Annotated in this window: 15 protein-coding genes; 11 read left to right on the top strand and 4 right to left on the bottom strand. The window is 63.8% G+C overall.

Translation table 11 applies throughout. The features are described from left to right. Positions 1–58: 58 nt before the first annotated feature. From GSQ89_RS27995 to GSQ89_RS27960, 8 genes are all read left to right on the top strand, one after another. A complete protein-coding gene (locus GSQ89_RS27995) occupies positions 59–523 on the top strand; it encodes a hypothetical protein (RefSeq protein WP_158931417.1) in 465 nt (154 codons plus the stop codon). Further along, positions 520–1,077: a hypothetical protein gene (locus GSQ89_RS27990; protein ID WP_158931416.1), complete on the top strand. Its 558-nt coding sequence runs from the start codon at positions 520–522 to the stop codon at positions 1,075–1,077. Before GSQ89_RS27995 ends, GSQ89_RS27990 begins: the two co-directional genes overlap by 4 nt. Before the next feature lie 11 nt (positions 1,078–1,088). Continuing rightward, positions 1,089–2,309: a hypothetical protein gene (locus GSQ89_RS27985; RefSeq protein WP_158931415.1), complete on the top strand. Its 1,221-nt coding sequence runs from the start codon at positions 1,089–1,091 to the stop codon at positions 2,307–2,309. 30 nt (positions 2,310–2,339) lie between these two features. Continuing rightward, entirely contained in the window at positions 2,340–3,827 is a 1,488-nt protein-coding gene (locus GSQ89_RS27980) for a hypothetical protein (protein ID WP_158931414.1), read from the top strand. A gap of 58 nt (positions 3,828–3,885) precedes the next feature. Next, positions 3,886–6,258 (top strand): DotA/TraY family protein, encoded by a 2,373-nt coding sequence (locus GSQ89_RS27975; RefSeq protein WP_158931413.1) that lies wholly within the window; start codon positions 3,886–3,888, stop codon positions 6,256–6,258. Next, a complete protein-coding gene (locus tag GSQ89_RS27970) occupies positions 6,251–6,628 on the top strand; it encodes a hypothetical protein (protein ID WP_158931412.1) in 378 nt (125 codons plus the stop codon). Before GSQ89_RS27975 ends, GSQ89_RS27970 begins: the two co-directional genes overlap by 8 nt. 55 nt (positions 6,629–6,683) lie before the next feature. Then, a complete protein-coding gene (locus GSQ89_RS27965) occupies positions 6,684–6,995 on the top strand; it encodes a hypothetical protein (protein ID WP_158931411.1) in 312 nt (103 codons plus the stop codon). Between the two features lie 64 nt (positions 6,996–7,059). Further along, complete coding sequence (locus GSQ89_RS27960) at positions 7,060–8,130, top strand: RIP metalloprotease (RefSeq protein WP_158931410.1); 1,071 nt, start codon at positions 7,060–7,062, stop codon at positions 8,128–8,130. Positions 8,131–8,162: 32 nt separating this feature from the next. Here the strand turns inward: GSQ89_RS27960 and GSQ89_RS27955 are convergent, their stop codons facing one another. The 4 genes from GSQ89_RS27955 to GSQ89_RS38780 all read right to left on the bottom strand — a co-directional run bounded on the left by GSQ89_RS27955 (position 8,163) and on the right by GSQ89_RS38780 (position 12,167). Continuing rightward, a complete protein-coding gene (locus GSQ89_RS27955; protein ID WP_158931409.1) occupies positions 8,163–8,717 on the bottom strand; it encodes a hypothetical protein in 555 nt (184 codons plus the stop codon). Between the two features lie 2 nt (positions 8,718–8,719). Then, positions 8,720–9,541 carry a hypothetical protein gene (locus tag GSQ89_RS27950; RefSeq protein ID WP_158931408.1) on the bottom strand — a complete coding sequence of 274 codons (822 nt, stop codon included), beginning with the start codon at positions 9,539–9,541 and terminating at the stop codon, positions 8,720–8,722. A 322-nt stretch (positions 9,542–9,863) separates the two neighbouring features. Further along, positions 9,864–10,379, bottom strand: coding sequence for a hypothetical protein (locus tag GSQ89_RS27945; RefSeq protein WP_158931407.1), 516 nt, complete (start codon positions 10,377–10,379; stop codon positions 9,864–9,866). 1,413 nt (positions 10,380–11,792) lie between these two features. Continuing rightward, positions 11,793–12,167 (bottom strand): hypothetical protein, encoded by a 375-nt coding sequence (locus GSQ89_RS38780; protein ID WP_216856442.1) that lies wholly within the window; start codon positions 12,165–12,167, stop codon positions 11,793–11,795. A 425-nt stretch (positions 12,168–12,592) separates the two neighbouring features. Between GSQ89_RS38780 and GSQ89_RS27935 the strand changes: the two genes are divergently transcribed. Genes GSQ89_RS27935 through GSQ89_RS27925 form a run of 3 tightly spaced genes read left to right on the top strand, consistent with a single transcriptional unit; the run spans position 12,593 to position 16,712 of the window. Next, positions 12,593–12,868, top strand: coding sequence for a hypothetical protein (locus GSQ89_RS27935; protein WP_158931406.1), 276 nt, complete (start codon positions 12,593–12,595; stop codon positions 12,866–12,868). After that, complete coding sequence (locus GSQ89_RS27930) at positions 12,865–16,110, top strand: error-prone DNA polymerase (RefSeq protein WP_158931405.1); 3,246 nt, start codon at positions 12,865–12,867, stop codon at positions 16,108–16,110. Before GSQ89_RS27935 ends, GSQ89_RS27930 begins: the two co-directional genes overlap by 4 nt. After that, on the top strand, positions 16,110–16,712 hold the full coding sequence (locus GSQ89_RS27925; protein WP_158931404.1) for an alpha-ketoglutarate-dependent dioxygenase AlkB: 603 nt from the start codon (positions 16,110–16,112) through the stop codon (positions 16,710–16,712). The genes GSQ89_RS27930 and GSQ89_RS27925 overlap by 1 nt, the downstream gene beginning before the upstream one ends. Positions 16,713–16,739: the final 27 nt, after the last annotated feature.

The following is a 16,739-nucleotide window of genomic DNA, read 5'->3' as shown; positions in this document are numbered from 1 at the left end:
CCCGCCGTTTGCAGCAGCACCCGCCAGAGTGCCGTCACTATGGCGGGCGGAGGGCAAAATGCCGAATCTTGAACAGCAGGCGGTCACGGGCTGGTTGGCGGAGCTCCGCCCGGACGATCATTCGACATGGCCACCCGCAATCAGGCCCACCGAGGCGACCGGGCGGGCACCCGATCAGCTTGTGGCACTCGGCGCCGCGCTCGATGCGCTTGTCCCGACCGACCTGAGGCGGCTTCGCGACGCCCTGCACGACGATCGGCTGCTGACCGAGTTCCGCTCTGCCCTGGCGCAGTTCGGCGCCGCCCGCACCCTGCGCTTGCTGCACTGGCTGGCCGAAGTGGACCTGCCGGACTGTCACGACGTCATCGCCACTCTTACCCAAGGCCAGGATACAGGTGCCAGCGCGCTACGCGCGACGATCGAGGCGGTTACCCGTAGGGCGACGGTGCGCCGCATGTTCGCGCCCGACCGGATCGCCGCCCTCGAACGCGCCTGCGCCGCCGTGAAGGAGGACCTCCTATGACACGCCTTGCCACCCTCGCCCTATGCGTCGCGCTGCCGGCTGTGACCTTTTGCTCTCCCGCTGTGAGCCAAACCACCACAACCACCACGACAGGCAGCGTCGGTTGCACAGCGATCACCCAGGCCGCGGCCAACGGGCTCACCGCAAGGATCGGGGCGGACGATCAAAGCATCAACCCGCCGAAGTCGGTCACCTCGATGACCTGCCTGAGTAACTTCTTCAACGGAACAGGGCTGAACGTCGTCACCAACCTGCTCAATCCGCAGAACCTGCTGAACGCGGTCGAGATGCAGATCTGCAACCTGGTTAAGAGCGAGTGGACATCGCTGGTCGGCCGGGCGCAGTGCGGCCTGACCCTGACGGGGTTCAATTTCGGGTTCGGTGGGCTGGGTGGCGGACTGTCATGTCCGAAGCTCTCTTTCGGCGGTGGCGGCCCGCCGATCGGGTCCATCGGGTTGGGCGTCGGCTCCGGCAGTGGCCTCTACATCCACGGACAAGGCATGGCACCGAGCGGCTACACGCCCCCCACCAGTCTTAAGCCCGGCATTTTCTGAGGAGAACTCGCATGAAAAAGTCCTCGCTCATCGTCACAACCGCGCTCGGCATGGTTCTCGGCGCTGTGCTGTTCAACGCGGCGGGCGCCCTCGCTGACGAGCCAGTGATCGACGTCGGCGCGATCGCCCAGGAGATCAAAAGCGTCGCCGCGGAGACTGGCATTCTAGACGTGATCCAGGCCATGCAAACCGTCCAGCAGGCCATGAGCGACACCATGAAGGCGGTGAACACCGCCCTCGGCACCAACACCTACGGCGACACCAACACCTTGCTGCTGCAAGGCTTCACCCAGAGCGCCAATTACTCAAAGGCGCAGATCGGCGCGATCCAACAAATCGCCGACGCCTCGAACACCGCCAACGCGCGCTTTGCCCGGGACATGCGCAACGCCCAGATCCGCGACGAACAGACCGCCAGCCCGACACATTGCGCGGCGATCGATGGTGGCGTCAGCACGCAGTCCGCATCGGTCCAGGCCTACGGCGTGGCCCAGACCATCGCCGCGATCCACGATGCGCGCGGCGAGGCCGGGCCTAACATGCCCTCGCATTTCGGGCAGGCGCAGGGCGTGGCCTCGATGTCCGCCGAGCACCTCGGGCTCTACTGCAATGCCGACGACGCGGCGGCCAATCTCTGCACCCTCAGCGCCATCCCTGATGCCGACCAGAAGGCATCAAATTTCCTCGGCAACGGCGCCTACGCCGACCAGACCGGCGTCAACACCGCAAAGGACGTTGCCATCAACCTGATCCAGCCCGTAGCACCAGCCGCCCTTCGCGGCGACCAGCTCGCATCGGTCGGCGGCCAGGATGCGGCGGTGCGGCGGCATAGCTACAACGCGCGCATGTCCCTGGCGCAAACCTTTGTGGACAACACGATCGGCATGCAAGTGCCCGCAATTCCGCTCACCGCGACCCAGACGCAGTACATGCAGAACATGGGCCTGACCGTGCCGGCCAGCGGCAACGGGTCGTGGCTGCAGGTGCTGCAAATTGAAGCCGAGCGACGGGTGAGCGATGTCGGTTGGCACACGGCGCTGCAGAACATGCCGCCGGCAGCCGTGCAACGCGAAATGGCGCTCGAGCTGGCGCTGAACAACTACCTGCTGTTCGAGACCTACAAGATGGCCCTGCAGCACGCCACGATCAGCGCGACGCAGCTGGCCGAGGACACCGACCGCAATTTCCTGCCGACGTCAAAGATGTCGACCCCCTCGATGGCGTCGAACTGACCGGCAAGACGGGGACATAGGAGAACATCAATGGCCGTGACACCCAACACTGAACCGGCGCTGATCCAGCCGATCAACTTGACGCCACCCCCGCCAACACCACCACCATCGCAGCAATCCGCCAAGGCCACCGAACCGGCAGTCGGCCCACCCACAGGTAGAACCGACAACGCGGAAAAGCCCGAGACCGCAACCAAGCCGGACAGCCAGGGCAAGCCTGCGGCGGCCGAGAAGGATCCGATGCGCGAGCTGCTCGATCGCCTGGAGCGTCTGGCTCCAGCGAGCGCCGATCCAGGCTTGGCGAGGACGGTACAGAGTCTTAGCCAGCGGGGTGTTGATCCGGACCAGCGGGCCCAGCCAGGGTTCCGGCATGACGTCGCCTATGCGTTGCAGGATATGGAGAAATCACTCGGAAGGCTTGAGCTGCCGCCTGCGTTGCGCACCGAAATGACGCAGCTCGCGGGAACGGCGGTCGGCCTGACCAACGAACGGATGCGAGCGTTGATGGGCGCCACGGCGACGATCGAGGACCGTTCCCTGGTGACAGAGATAAGAAACACCGGCCGCGATATCGGTAAGCGAACAGATCAGAGCCATCCGGAGATCGAAAGCACAATCGATGCACTGGAGAACCGGGCGCGTCTGACACCGAGACCTGCCGATCCGGAGGCCAGTGCCGGGGCGCCGGGGACGAGAGGCCCAAATGCTGACAACCGGCTACCCAATGGCCCGCCTAACGGGCTTCGCGACGTCCATGACGGCCCCGGAGGCCCGTCCGGCGGGTCGAAGTTCAACGGCAACCCGAATGGCAACGCCTACCAGAACGGCGGCAACAACCAGAGCCAGGTGACGATCCAGCATTCCGTGCTCGACACCCTGCTGCGCGCCATGCGGCCGGATGCCAACCAGGCGCAGCCGCCATGGGAACCGCCGGCGACGCCGGTTGCGGACCGGATCGCCACTAACGAGCGGCGCGTACGGATGGAAACCGACGATCGAATCCTCGCTTCGGCGGAGAGACGGGGACAGGCTGCGCTGGACGCCCTGCAAGGGTTCACGAACGGCGAGGGCGCCGCCGTCATGAGCAGAATCCGAGAGGCGGCCAAGACCGAACCGGGGGGCATGCCCCAGGTCCTCTCGGAAATGCGCGACGGCGGCCGGTTCGCCGACCTCCGCAGACAGTTCGGCAACGCCCTGTCCGACGACGCCGGGTTCGCCGCCGCCTATGACAAGGCAGCCGGGGCGCTCGCCGCCTACGGCAGAACCCGTACCGAGATCGAGCCCATTCTCGCGCGTCGGTCGGATGCCACTGCCTTCACCCAGCGCCTGATTGAGATGGACGCGGAGGTCGGGAAAGCTGCCGTCGCAACCCCCAGCAAGACCGAGGGGCGCAGCATGATGGAAGAGCTCACCAAACAGGCCAGCGAACTATTGCAGCGCGCGGTCGACGCGGTGAAGGCCGCGTTCTCCCGGTCGGCCTCGCCCGGCGCATCCTCCTCGCCTTCCCCGAGTCCTTAAACGCCGCGTTTGCACGGCTGCAAGACAGGCTTTCCCGGTCACACCCGCGAGGTCCGTCATGCGCAACGCCTGGCTTCTCTTCATTGTCGCCATCATCGCCGTCGGAGCAATGGCGGAACCCGCCCTCGCGCAGGCAACCAACCCCTACAACGTCAGTTGGTCCGCGCTCAGTCCGGGCAATGACTGGGCGGCCCAGGTCATCCAGTCGCTGTTCCCCGTCACCGGCACGACCGCCTCGCCTGGTAGTTCGCCTGGTCACGAAACCACGGTCATTCAGCAGGTCGTCGGGCAGTTCACCGGCTTCGTCGGCGCCATCGCCTGCGCTTTCGTCGCTTACACCACGATCATGAACATCCACCGTGCGGCCGAGAGCGCGCGCGTGCTCGGCCAAGGACAGAGCTGGATGTTCGTCGTCCGCGTGGGCTTTGCCGGCATCATGATGTACCCGCTGGGCGGCGGCTTCTCGTCGGGGCAGGCGCTGGTCATGCAGGCTGCCATGACCGGCGTGGGCATGGCCAAGGCCGTCTACACCAACGCGATCCAGGCCGTGGGTCCCGACGCGGCCGTGATTGCAACGCCGATGATTCCTGGAACCCAGTCGATCGTTGCGGGACTCATTGCCAGCGAATTGTGCATGGCGCTGGTGAACCAGGCTGGCAACGCCACCCTGATCGCCAACCCCACGCCGATCACGGGGCAGACGACGACAGGCCAGACAAGCCTCACGTCGAGTTACATCACCTACCGCTATTCCCTCTCGCAAGGGGACGAGGCAGGCAATCCCGCCTGCGGTACGACTAGCCTTACCGGGACCCTCGGTGGGGCGCAGACCATTGCCGGCGTCCCGGTCGATATGTCCGCGATCCAGCAGGCTGCGCTGAACAACGTCATTGCGACGATCCGGCCCCAGATCACGACCGTCGCCCAAAATCTCTGGCAGAACAAGACGGCCGCTTCGCTTGCCCCATTACAGCGCATCTATACGAACGCCATCCAGACCTACACGCAGAACCTGACCGCGGCAGCGACCTCCATTGCAAGCACGCTGAACAGTACGCTCGCAGCAAACGCAACGGCTGCCCGCAATGGCACAAGCGACCTCCTCCCGAACGAGGTGCAGCAGTCCACGCTCGGGTGGACCGCCGCCGGCGCCTACTACCTCGAAATCGCCAAGCTCAACGCCTCGACCCTCTCCCTGCTCAACGCCACGCCCGTCACCACCTCGCCCACCTACGACGGGATCCCGTATGCCCTGAGCATGGATCTGGCGCCGCTCGAAACAGCCGCGACCCAGTTCATGACCACGCTCGACGCCACGGTACAGTCGTCTGACGCCACGCGGACGCCGAACGGCACGCCCTACACCCTCGCCGACGCGAAAAGCGACGCGCAGGGCCCGAACGTGCTCGACCAGCTTTTCAACAAGCTGAACCTGACCAACGCCGCCTTCCAGACAATCGTTGGTTACCTCCTGCCCCAGACGCAGATCTGGACCGACCCGTTCGGCGGCCTGATGGCCATGGGACAGAAGCTGATGAATATGAGCCTCGCGGCCATGGGCATGGCCGGGCTGCTGGCCTCGGCCACCACCTCGACCGGGGCAGCCGTCTGGGAGTTCTTTACCGGCAATTTCGGCGGGGCGGCGGCAACGGTCGCCGGCCACGCCATCATGAGCTTCTTCGGCGCGCCGATCTTTGCCGCCCTCCTGGCGCTGCTGATCCCTGGCATCATCATCGCCTACGTCCTGCCAATGATCCCCTACGTCATCTGGATGGCGGGCGTGGCCGGCTGGATCATCCTCGTCTGCGAGGCCATGGTCGCGGTGCCGCTCTGGATGCTGGCCCATATGACTGTCGGTGGCGACGGGCTGCATGGTCGCGCCGTCGAGGGCTGGAGCCTGCTGTTCAATGTCGTGTTCCGGCCAACCCTCATGGTGATCGGCCTGTTCATGGGCTACTTCGTGTTCGACTGCATGAGCTGGCTAATCCGCGAATCGTTCGGTATCGCCGTCGGCTTCGTGCTCCAGAACGGCTGGATCGTGACCAACTTCATCGGCCTGGTCGTGCTGCTGTCGATCTTCGTAATGACACATGTCGTCGCCGCCCTGATGTCCTTCCGCATGGTTACGCTGTTGCCCCATCACCTGCCGCGCCTGATCGGCTTCACCTCCGCCAACCGGGTGGACATGGACGAATTCCAGCAGCGGGCCGCTTGGGGGATCGGCACGCAAGCGGCCGGCAACGGTGTCGCGACTATTCAGGCCGGGTCCGCACGGTTCGCAGGAAATATGAAAGCGTTGCGAGGCGGGCCTGGCGGGCTTATTTCTGGTCCAGGCAACGAGGGCAGTGCTGCGGGCGCGGAGGGTATGGACAGCACTCTGCGAGCCATCTCTGCGGACGTGCCTGAGGAGGGCGGAGGGGAAGATGTCTGATCTAGGTGGTGCAATCCTGCTGAGCCAGCAGCTATCGCTGTATCGAGTGCTCGATAGCTTCGATCGGGCGCGAGACAATAGCAGGGCGACGGCGAACGACGCCGCTTGGCGTAACCAATATAACGACCTGGTGAACCGCTACAATGCGCTGCTGCGTGACGCCAACAGGCTGGCCGATGTTCAAGATAGGGCACTCGCGGGCAAGGATGGGGATATCGCCGACTTGAAAGCGACGAATGCTGCCCTTGTAGCTCAGACCGAAAGACTGACGATGGAGCTGGCCAGCGCCAAAGCGACAGTAAGGCTGTTGCGAGGCTCACTTCGTGAACTGCGTCCCGAGACCTATCGGTCCGTTTATGACGAGGAGTAGCAGCTCGTTTGCAGCATGACGGCGCATCGTAGGCTCCACATCATGGAGACCGTCGATGCGCCGCATCCTTGTCTGCTTCCTCCTGCTCCCCTTCACCCTTGCCGCGTGCTCCGGCGGCCCGAATGTCAGGTCGGCCAAGGATTACAACGCGCCCCCGGCGCCGCCTGTCCGTAACCCGCTCTACAACCCTTACGCCGCCTACGGCGAAGCCAACGCGACCTGGACACCCCCAGTGTTCAACCGCGATGGCACCATCATGAAGCCCACGGAACCGGCCTCCCAGTCTGACCGGCCGGCCTACGAGTTCGCCCCATGGGCCTCCGGGGCATCCGGCGGAAGCCGCTACGCCCCGCCCGGCACCTTCTGATCGAACATTTCTTCTCCCTTCCCTGACACCCGGCGGAGGCGAAGCGGCCTTCCCAGGAGGCCTTATGCCCGACATCATCTCCGCTCTCCGTGCGGCCGCCGCCGTATTGCTGGTGGGCAACCTCCTGATCGTCTGCCACGAAATGGGTCACTTCATCGCCGCGCGCTGCCTGGGCGTTCGGGTGCTGCGGTTCACCATCGGTTTCGGGCCCGTCCTCGTTCGGCACATTGACGCCAGGGGTACGGTCTGGACCCTCTCCCTCCTGCCCGTCGGCGGCTATGTCGGCTTTGAGGGCGAGCAAGACGCAGCTCGGCCCGGCTCCTATGCCGGTAAGTCGCTTTTGGCGCGGATGACGATCATCGCGGCAGGACCGGCGGCCAATTTCGGTGTTGCCATTGCGGTATTCGCCTTGCTGCTGGCTCTGTTCGGCGCGCCAGGTTTCCTGCCGATTGCCAGCACAGTCGTCGCCGGCAGCGCGGCCGATCGCGCCGGCTTCCATGTCGGCGATCGGGTGCTCACCATGAATGGCAAGCGCATCGAGACATTCGAAGACATGCGCCCAGGACTAAGAGCCAACCCCGGCAAAACCATACGTTTCTCTATCGAACGGGATGGCAAAACGCTTGATCTGTTTGCGGACCCCGGAGCGATCCAGGAAGACGGCAAGACAATCGGGCAACTCGGCATCAACGGCCTGGAGCCGTTCCATCAGGCGCTTTCGGTCATTCAGATTGCCGAGCGGGCTTTCGGCAAGACGTGGCAGGCGATCGTGGACTCCGTGCAGGGCATCACCAAGGTCGTGGTGACAGGCCAAGGCTCGGACAATATCGCTGGGGTGGTCGGCGTCGCCCAACTCACCGGCCAGGCCGCGCGGGCGGGCACCGGGCCGTTGCTCGCCTTGATCGCGATCCTCTCAGCCAACCTGGCCCTGATGAACCTGCTGCCGATCCCGGTCCTCGATGGCGGCGCGCTGCTGTTCTGCGCGGCCGAGCTGGTGCTGCGCCGGAAGCTGTCAGCCCGCGCCCAAGCCTTTGGGACCCGTGCCGGAGTGGCGGTCCTTGCGTCGCTGTTCATGGTCACGACGCTGCACGATCTCGCACAGACAGGGCTGTTTCGCTGGATCGCAGGCTTGTAGGGCGGCGGCCCGCGACCCGCCGGGCAGTCAATTCAGCTCGGCCAGAAGTCGTCCGATGTTGCGAGGTATTCGCGCCAGTTCGCCAGCCTGCCGGAGCGGATCTGGTAGTTCAGCAGAGCATTGTAGAAGGCCACCAGGAAGAACACCGCGCAGAACGGCAGGAAATACAGCGCCGAGGCGATCCGCGTGGCCGTCCAAGGAGACGACAGCGCGTGCCAGATCCAGCCGACCAGAAAAAGTGCGCCAAGAGCGAGCGTGGTGTAGGCGATGCGCGCCGTCTGCCGCTGGCGCGCCGCCAGCCGGGCCTTGAGCTGGTGAACCGGAATGCCGTAGCCGAACGCCGTCGCCTGCAGGTCGAACGCGCTCCTGTCCTCGGTCTTGAAGCGCTTGTCCTGTGCGGGGCCGGCACGCAGCAGCCCGAACAGATCCCCGATCAACGACCAGCCACGTTTGATCCGGTCGGCCCCCGACCAGGCGAACGGAGTGGCCATAAGCCATCCCGTTCCATGGAAGAGCTTGCCGAAGAGCGACCGCCGCCGCGGTGTCTCCTCGGCAGGGGGACGCCGGTTTTCGACAGAGCTCTGCATGGTCAGCTCCCGATCGAAGCGATCAGCGCGTCGATGCTGGTCGGCAACCCATCGGTCCGGCCTTCGGTGCCATCCGACTTCTTCCACAGAAGCGTCGGCGTGCCCTGCAGACCGATCGCCTGGGCGATGGCCTTGTTAGTCTGCAGCCGCTCCGCCGCCGCCGGACTGGGCGGATCGTTCACGCTGCCCGCCTGCCAAGCCGAGACGAGCTGTTCCGGCGGCTTGCTGAGTAGCGCCAGAGCGCTTCTGGTGCTCTGACCATTGTCCTCGTAGTCGAGCACCGAGATCGGAATAATCGACAGCTGCAACTTTCCCGCTTCCACGAACGGGTGGAGCATTTGATACGCGCGCACCGAATAGATGCACTGCGGATCGATCACCATCCACAGATGTGGGGCCGACGCCGACCCGACCGTTCCGAAACTCGCCTTCTGCACGAGGGGCAGGGCGGCGACAGCCGCACCCGATTCGGCGCCCGTCTTGCCGCCTGGCACGTCTCCAACCGTGACGGTCGGGATCGCACCCGGAACATTCGCCACCTCGTCGCGGGTCAAGTCCTTGCCCGCGCTGTCCCATAGCACACCTGGGATGACGCGCTCCTTGTCGGGGGTGATGTAGAACACCTGGAACTGCGCGCCGCTGCGCACGAACAGAGCATCCAGGCCATGTTGGCTGGGGAGAGGCGTGACGTTGCCGCCGGCAGCGGCGGCGGTGAGTTGCGCAGCCGTCAACTCGGTCAACGCGCCCGATACCGCGGCCTGACCATCCGGGGTGATTTGGAAGATCATGAACTGATCGCCGTTGCGGGCCGCAATCGAGCGCATGCCGTGCGACGGTCCGAAATCGGATATCGCCGCCCCGGCGGACGCCACGTGCTGGACGAACGGAACATTCGCCAGCGATTTTGGAAGAGTTCCGGAACCTGCGCTGTCAACCGGCGGAACCGGTTGAGGCGGGGTTGCCTGCGTCGTTGGAGCAGCCGGAGCCGCTTGGGTTTGCCGGTCGGCGACTTGTATCGGACCGCCATTCGGTAACGCGCATCGCGGGGCCGCCGCGTGGGCGGCGCCAGAGAGGGCGCCGAAGATCGTGCAGAGAAGCAAGGCTCGCATGTTTCGCTCCCAGTTGAGGAGCCTTGATCCTGGATCCTCAATTTGCGAACGGCGTATCCGTTGCGTTGCCCCATGAGCGTGCCAACCACGCGAGCGGGTTCCGGCGCCCGGCGGCGCGCGATTGACGCGCAACCGTCTCTCCTTGTGTCTCCTGACACGCGCACTCCTGGCCGCGATCGTTGTCGAGCAGTGCTGCTGCCTCGAGGGCCACTTCTATCGCAAAAGCGGAGACATCTGGATTCTCCACCGCAAACCAATCCCGCATGACGATCAGCACCCGCACCTTCGCCCGCACGGCGCTTCTCGTCCCCGCTACGTGCGCGCGAACTTGCTCAAATGCCGCGTCGCGTCGCGCACGAAGCTCCGGAAGCCCATTGACTCCGAATTCGTCGCGACCCGCGGTGAGCGCAACGATCGAATTGTGCGCGGTGTGAAACGCCGCACACGCTTGTTCGATGCGACAAATGGAGGTCGGCGCGTCCATTTCTTCGGAGTTGTCGGATGTGGAGACGGACTGTCGGTCGAGCCACCCGGTGAGGAATTGGAACGTCATCACTGTCTAGCCTCCAAACGATCAGTTTCATGCCATGGCCCTCCGCCGACGTGGGGCGTTTTTCATCCAGCCAGCGCACTGCGGAGATTGTCCCTGAACGAGCAAGTGTTCCTGAGTGAAGACTAGACGAGGTCCCCGTGTCCAAATAATGATTGTGTCCGCTTTAAGGCATGAAAAGTATTGGAGCTGGGGAGCCCTAGATGCAATCATCCGTCACCGCTCGTATGCACGTTCTGCTGACGCCATACGGGCGCAACCGGGAGATCAAATGCAACCGCCGAGCGACCGCCGCCGGCGCGCACACTTCGCATTAGATTGTCAAAGTGTCACATTAGGTCACCCCCACGACACATCAAATTACGGTTTGCGAGCGGAATACATTAAGACTCTGGCACGGTGAGGCCTTGGCAGGGTCGCGATACCTTGCCCTTGTGTTAATTTTTGGTCACGAGCGCCTAAATCCATACTTTCTAGAAACGGTCTGCGTCCTGGATCACGAAGGCGTGAATCTATTCATGCTTATCAGGAAGCGGCTTTAACTGTGCGCTAGCGTTTCAGTCGCGGTATTCGCAGTAGGATATGGACGCTGAATGAGCTGCACCGTTAAACAGCGGGAACGCTTTTCGTCGGCCAACAACTGACGCTCTCCGCCTGATTGCTTCATCTGCCTTGTTCTGGGTGTCGTAGACGGTCCAGGGTGTTTCGGGTCGATCGAATGACCTCACCGGCATGGGCAATGGCCTGAGTGAGACGTTAGCCGACGGGATCTGTCGTACTGCGAAGCGGTGTGCGCACGGAGCCTGTGCCGGTACAGACGGGGCAGGCTATGCGCTTGCCGCCGACAACTTCGACACCGCGTTGGCCCGCGTGCAGATAATAGACATGACGCCGCCCATGGCATTTCGGGCAGGTCTCTTCGGTGCCGGGCCATGCCAGGTTCGCTTGCTGCAAAGGCGCGGATGTCAGTACTGTGTCGTTCGATATCCCAGGAGGGTGGCCGGGCATGGACCGAAAAGAGCGCACTACACCCATTCAGCACAGCCTGATCGGCCAAGCGCAGGGCGCAACAACAGTGGCAAAAATCCGCTGACGCTTGGGCGCGATCGGCCGTTGTATGCCGGCAGCGTTATCGATTGACCCGCTTAGCTTGCATGTGGCGCAGTACGCGCCTTGCGAGCGGATTTCACGGAAGTCGAATAGGCCACGCCGTAGCTTAATCACCGTTTCCAGCGTCGTGGAGCCGCCGCATCGCTTACATTCGATTGCCATGTCCCTCCTCCGATTGTCCTTCAGCACAGCCGACATTAAACGAAGGCTCGAACACATCAAGAACAATAATTGAGGCCCGAGGAAATGATGCCAACGCGACAGGGTCGATGGCGCTGCCCGGCGACAGTTGATGCAGGAATAGGTTCAGAAATTCACCAGCACCACCTTGCCGCGCAGGTCGGCAAGGGTCAACGGTGCCGCGGTGTGAGCCAACCATCGATGCCAATGAATTCCGGCGCCGCGAACGGCCGGCAGACATCCCGCCGCCAAGGCACCTGCAGCAAGCAATTGTGGAAGGAGCGGGCGGCGGGACTGCATGGGACTCTCCTCGCAGCGTGGGTCGGGCGACCAGGCGGCGCCCACGTCGATGACAGCCTGGGCGAAATCGTGCGGCGCCTCCTGGGGTTGGTTGTGTCCCACGCCGCCCTTGATCAGTCGGTGCTCGTATTTGCCCGCGCACTTCCCGGCATACGCCGCCGCCGGTTCCAAATGCGGTGCGCCGTTCGCGTCGCCCTCCATGGTGATCGTCGGGACGTGGATGACTGGCGCCTCCGCCGGCCGCTTCTCCTGCGCGTCATACTGCCGCTCGCCGTCAGTGAGACCGATCCGCCAGCGATAGTTGTGGATGACGATGTTGACATGGTCAGCATTGTTGACGGCCTGCGCGCTGCGATCGAACGTCGCGGCATCGAAATTCCATTTCGGCGAGGCCGTCTGCCAGATGAGCCTGGCGAAGGCCTTCCGCTACTTTTCATAGCCGACCCGGCCTCGGCTGGTCGCGAAATAGAACTGGTACCACCATGCGAGTTCCGCCTTGGACGGTAGCGGTGCTTTGTTGGCCTCCGGGCTGCCGATCAGGTAAGGGCACCACCGAGGGTTTCTCGACTCGACTCTCAAGTGATGTTCTTAGTATGTTCTACGCCTCATCGAATGGGCGCAGGATCATGGAAGACGATACCCAAGAGCCACCAGATGCTCCTGCTGCCGAGCAGGCGCCCTTACGGCCGGCCACGTCGGAGGAGATCGAAGAGACGCTGTCATTCGCGTTGCGCTTCAAGGGCCGCAAGCGCGCTGATGTCGCGGGCCCGATGGTGGCACAGATCGCAGCCGAACATCTGCGGGTCTGCCTGGAGGCATCCGGCTTCGTGGTGATGAAGCGGCCGGCCGGACAGGCGCCCAGCACAACCCGACATCACCAGCGCACCGAGGATGAGGCGTGAGCGGCTACGCCGAACTGCAAGTCACCACCAATTATTCCTTCCTACGCGGGGCCTCGCATCCCGAGGAGTTGTTCGCGACGGCCAGGCTGCTCGGCCTGCCGGTGCTTGGCATCGCTGATCGCAATACCCTGGCCGGCATCGTGCGCTCGCATCAGCGCGCCGAGGAAGCCGGTGTGCGCATGCTCACAGGCTGCCGGCTGGACCTGAGAGATGGACCGTCTCTGCTGGTCTATCCACAGGATAAGGCAGCCTATGCGCGCCTGTGCCGGCTTCTCAGCCTGGGCAAAGGCCGCGCTGGCAAGGGCGCCTGCGATCTGGCCTGGCAAGACGTGGCCGCGCATGCCGAGGGGCTGCTGGCCGTCCTGGTGCCGAATCAGATTGACGAGGTATTGCCGTCCGGATTGGCGCGATTGCGTCGGGATTTCGGGGATCATGCCTACGTGGCTCTGACGCTGCGACGCCGGCCGGGTGACGCAGTGCGCCTGCAAGCGCTGGTAGATGCCGCGGCCGCCGCTCGCGTCGCCACGGTGGCGACCGGCGATGTACTCTATCACGTGCCGCAGCGGCGCATCCTGCAGGACGTGATGACCTGCATCCGCGAGGGCTGCACCATCGATGATGCCGGCTTTCGACGGGCACGGTCTGTCGATTGCCACCTGCGTCCGCCCCACGAAATGGCGCGTTTGTTCGCTCGCCACCCGGACGCAGTCGCCCGAACACTGGAGATCGTGCAGCGCTGCCCGTTCGATCTTCGCGAACTGCGTTACCAGTATCCCGCCGAGATCGAAGATCCGGCTCTCACGCCGCAGCAGACACTGGAGAAACTGACGTGGGAGGGAGCCGCACATCGGTTTCCAGATGGCTCGCCGGATGATGTCGTGGCGCAGCTCCGACACGAACTCGCGCTGATCGCGGAACTCGAGTATGCGCCGTACTTCCTGACGGTGAACAACATCGTTCGCTATGCCCGCAGCAAGGACATCCTGTGCCAGGGCCGCGGCTCGGCCGCCAACTCGGCGGTCTGCTATGTGCTGGGCGTCACCAGCATTGATCCCGTACGTTCCGGTCTGCTGTTCGAGCGCTTCGTGTCGCAGGAGCGCAAAGAGCCGCCGGATATCGATGTCGATTTCGAGCATGAGCGCCGCGAAGAAGTGATTCAGTGGGTCTACGAAACCTATGGCCGTGACCGTGCCGCCCTTTGTGCGACGGTCATCCGCTACCGGACGCGCGGCGCAGTCCGTGAGGTGGGCAAGGCCATGGGCCTGGCCGAGGATGTCACGGCCGCACTGGCGTCGCAGGTATGGGGCTGGTCAGAGGATGGTGTGGAAGAGGACCAGGCGGCGGAACTCGGGCTAGATCTGGCCGATCGGCGGTTGCGGCTCACTATGGACTTGTCGCGCGAGCTGATCGGCTTCCCCCGCCATCTCAGCCAGCATCCCGGCGGGTTTGTGTTGACGCACGACCGGCTCGACGAGTTGGTCCCGATCGAACCGGCGGCGATGAAGGACCGCCAGGTTATCGAGTGGGACAAGGACGACATCGACCACCTTCGGTTCATGAAGGTCGATGTACTCGGCCTGGGCATGCTCGGCTGTATGCGCCGCGCCTTCGATCTGCTGCACGCACATCGCGGAAAACGTTTCGATCTGTCGTCTATCCCTCCAGAGGATAAAGCCACCTACGCCATGATCCAGAAGGCTGACACGCTCGGCACATTCCAGATCGAGAGCCGGGCGCAGATGTCGATGCTGCCGCGGCTGAAACCGGCGACCTTCTATGACCTGGTGATCGAGGTGGCGATCGTGCGGCCCGGTCCGATCCAGGGCGACATGGTGCATCCGTATCTGCGCCGGCGAGAGGGCAAAGATCCGGTCGAGTACCCAACGCCCGAACTGAAGCGCGTGCTTGGCAAGACGCTTGGCGTGCCATTGTTCCAGGAGCAGGCCATGCAGGTGGCCATTGTCTGTGCCGGCTTCACCGCGACCGAGGCCGACGCGCTGCGCCGGAGCATGGCGACGTTCAAGGTGACCGGGGGGGTCTCGAAGTTTCAGCAGAAGATGATCGATGGCATGATCGCCAACGGTTACGCGCGCGAATTCGCCGAACGCACCTTCAAGCAGATCGAGGGGTTCGGTTCCTATGGTTTTCCGGAGAGTCATGCCGCCAGTTTCGCGCTGATCGCCTATGCTTCGTGCTGGCTGAAATGCCACCACCCCGATGTGTTTTGCGCGGCGCTGCTGAATGCGCAGCCGATGGGGTTTTACGCGCCGGCGCAGATCGTGCGGGACGCTGGACTGCATGGCGTGGAGATCCGGCCGGTCTGTATCAATGCCTCGGCGTGGGACTGCACGTTGGAACCGGCCGATGGACGATACTTTGCGGTGCGGCTGGGATTGCGCATGGCGAAGGGATTGTCCGAGACCCATGCCGCGAAACTGATCGCGTGCCGTAGCGCGGTGGCTTATCGCGACGTCGAGGATGTCTGGCGCCGTGCCGACGTGCCGGTGTCAGCGTTGGAACGGCTGGCCTACGCGGACGCGTTTCAAGGTTTTGGGATCGCGCGGCGGAACGCGTTGTGGGCAATCCGGGGCCTGGACGACACGGAGCTGCCGTTGATGATCGCGGCTGGTCCACCGCCGAGACCGGCACTGTCGCACGAGCCGCCGGTGGTGTTGCCGCCGATGCCGGCAGGCGGAGAGGTAGTGTCGGATTATCGCTCTGTCGGTCTCACGCTGCGCCAGCACCCGGTGTCGTTCGTTCGCGAAGAGCTAGAACGCCTGGGTGTCATCTCCTGCGCCAGCTTGGCGGACTTACAGCCGGGTCGGCGCATTACGGTGGCTGGCATTGTGCTGGTACGGCAGCGGCCTGGCAGCGCCAAGGGGGTCATGTTCGCCACGATCGAGGATGAAACCGGCCACGCCAACATCATCGTTTGGCCGAAGGTATTCGAACGGCAACGGCGCATCGTGCTGTCGGCCGGCATGATCGCTTGCCGGGGCCTTCTGCAACGCGAGAGCGACGTGACCCATATCGTGGCTGAAGAGCTGACCGACTTGTCCCGTCTTTTGGCCAGCGTCGGACAGCGCGCGTTGCCGTTCCCGATCACGCATGGACGCGGCGACCAGGTGACCCATGGCGGCGGCCCGGACTCTCGCGAAACGCTCGGCCGCAAGCCCCGCGACATCTACGTCCCTGATATCCAAATCGACGCGCTCAAAGTGAAGACGCGGGATTTTCGGTGATGAGCGGGCAACAACGTCTCTTGCGCGATCAAACGGATCTGTTCGTTGCCGTGCGGACGGCGCCGGTGGGCTTCGTCTACCAGGAAGAGGTGATCTCGCCCACCGACGAGCACGTGCTTCTCGATCGTTTCCAGGACCTGCCGTTCAAGCCGTTCGAGTTTCATGGTTTCTTCGGCAACCGCCGAGTGATCTCATTTGGCTGGCGCTATGACTTTGCTGGCGGCCGACTGCGGGAAAGTGAGCCTGTTCCTGCGTTTCTGCTTCCCTTGCGTGAACAGGCAGCGGCGTTTGCGGGTCTTCCGGCCGAGGGGTTGCAGCAGATCCTCATCAACGAATATGCGCCCGGCGCGGGCATCGGCTGGCATCGTGACAAAGCGATGTTCGAGGACGTGATCGCCGTGTCGTTGGCGTCGTCTTCCACCCTGCGGCTCCGGCGCAAGGACGGCACTGACTGGGAGCGTGCTTCGCAAACCTTGCAGCCGCGCTCAGCCTACCTGCTAAGGGGACCGTCACGGCGGGAGTGGGAGCACAGTGTTCCGCCGGTCAGCCAACTTCGTTACTCGGTGACGTTCCGGAATTTTGTGCCTGGATCGGGAAGCTGAGGACGAGGCACGTTCGATCATGACGGA

It is taken from the genome of Acidisphaera sp. S103 (genome assembly GCF_009765975.1).
In the GTDB taxonomy this organism is placed as follows: domain Bacteria; phylum Pseudomonadota; class Alphaproteobacteria; order Acetobacterales; family Acetobacteraceae; genus Rhodopila.
Note: the sequence above shows the minus strand (reverse complement) of the source record. Positions and strands in the feature narration are given on the sequence as shown.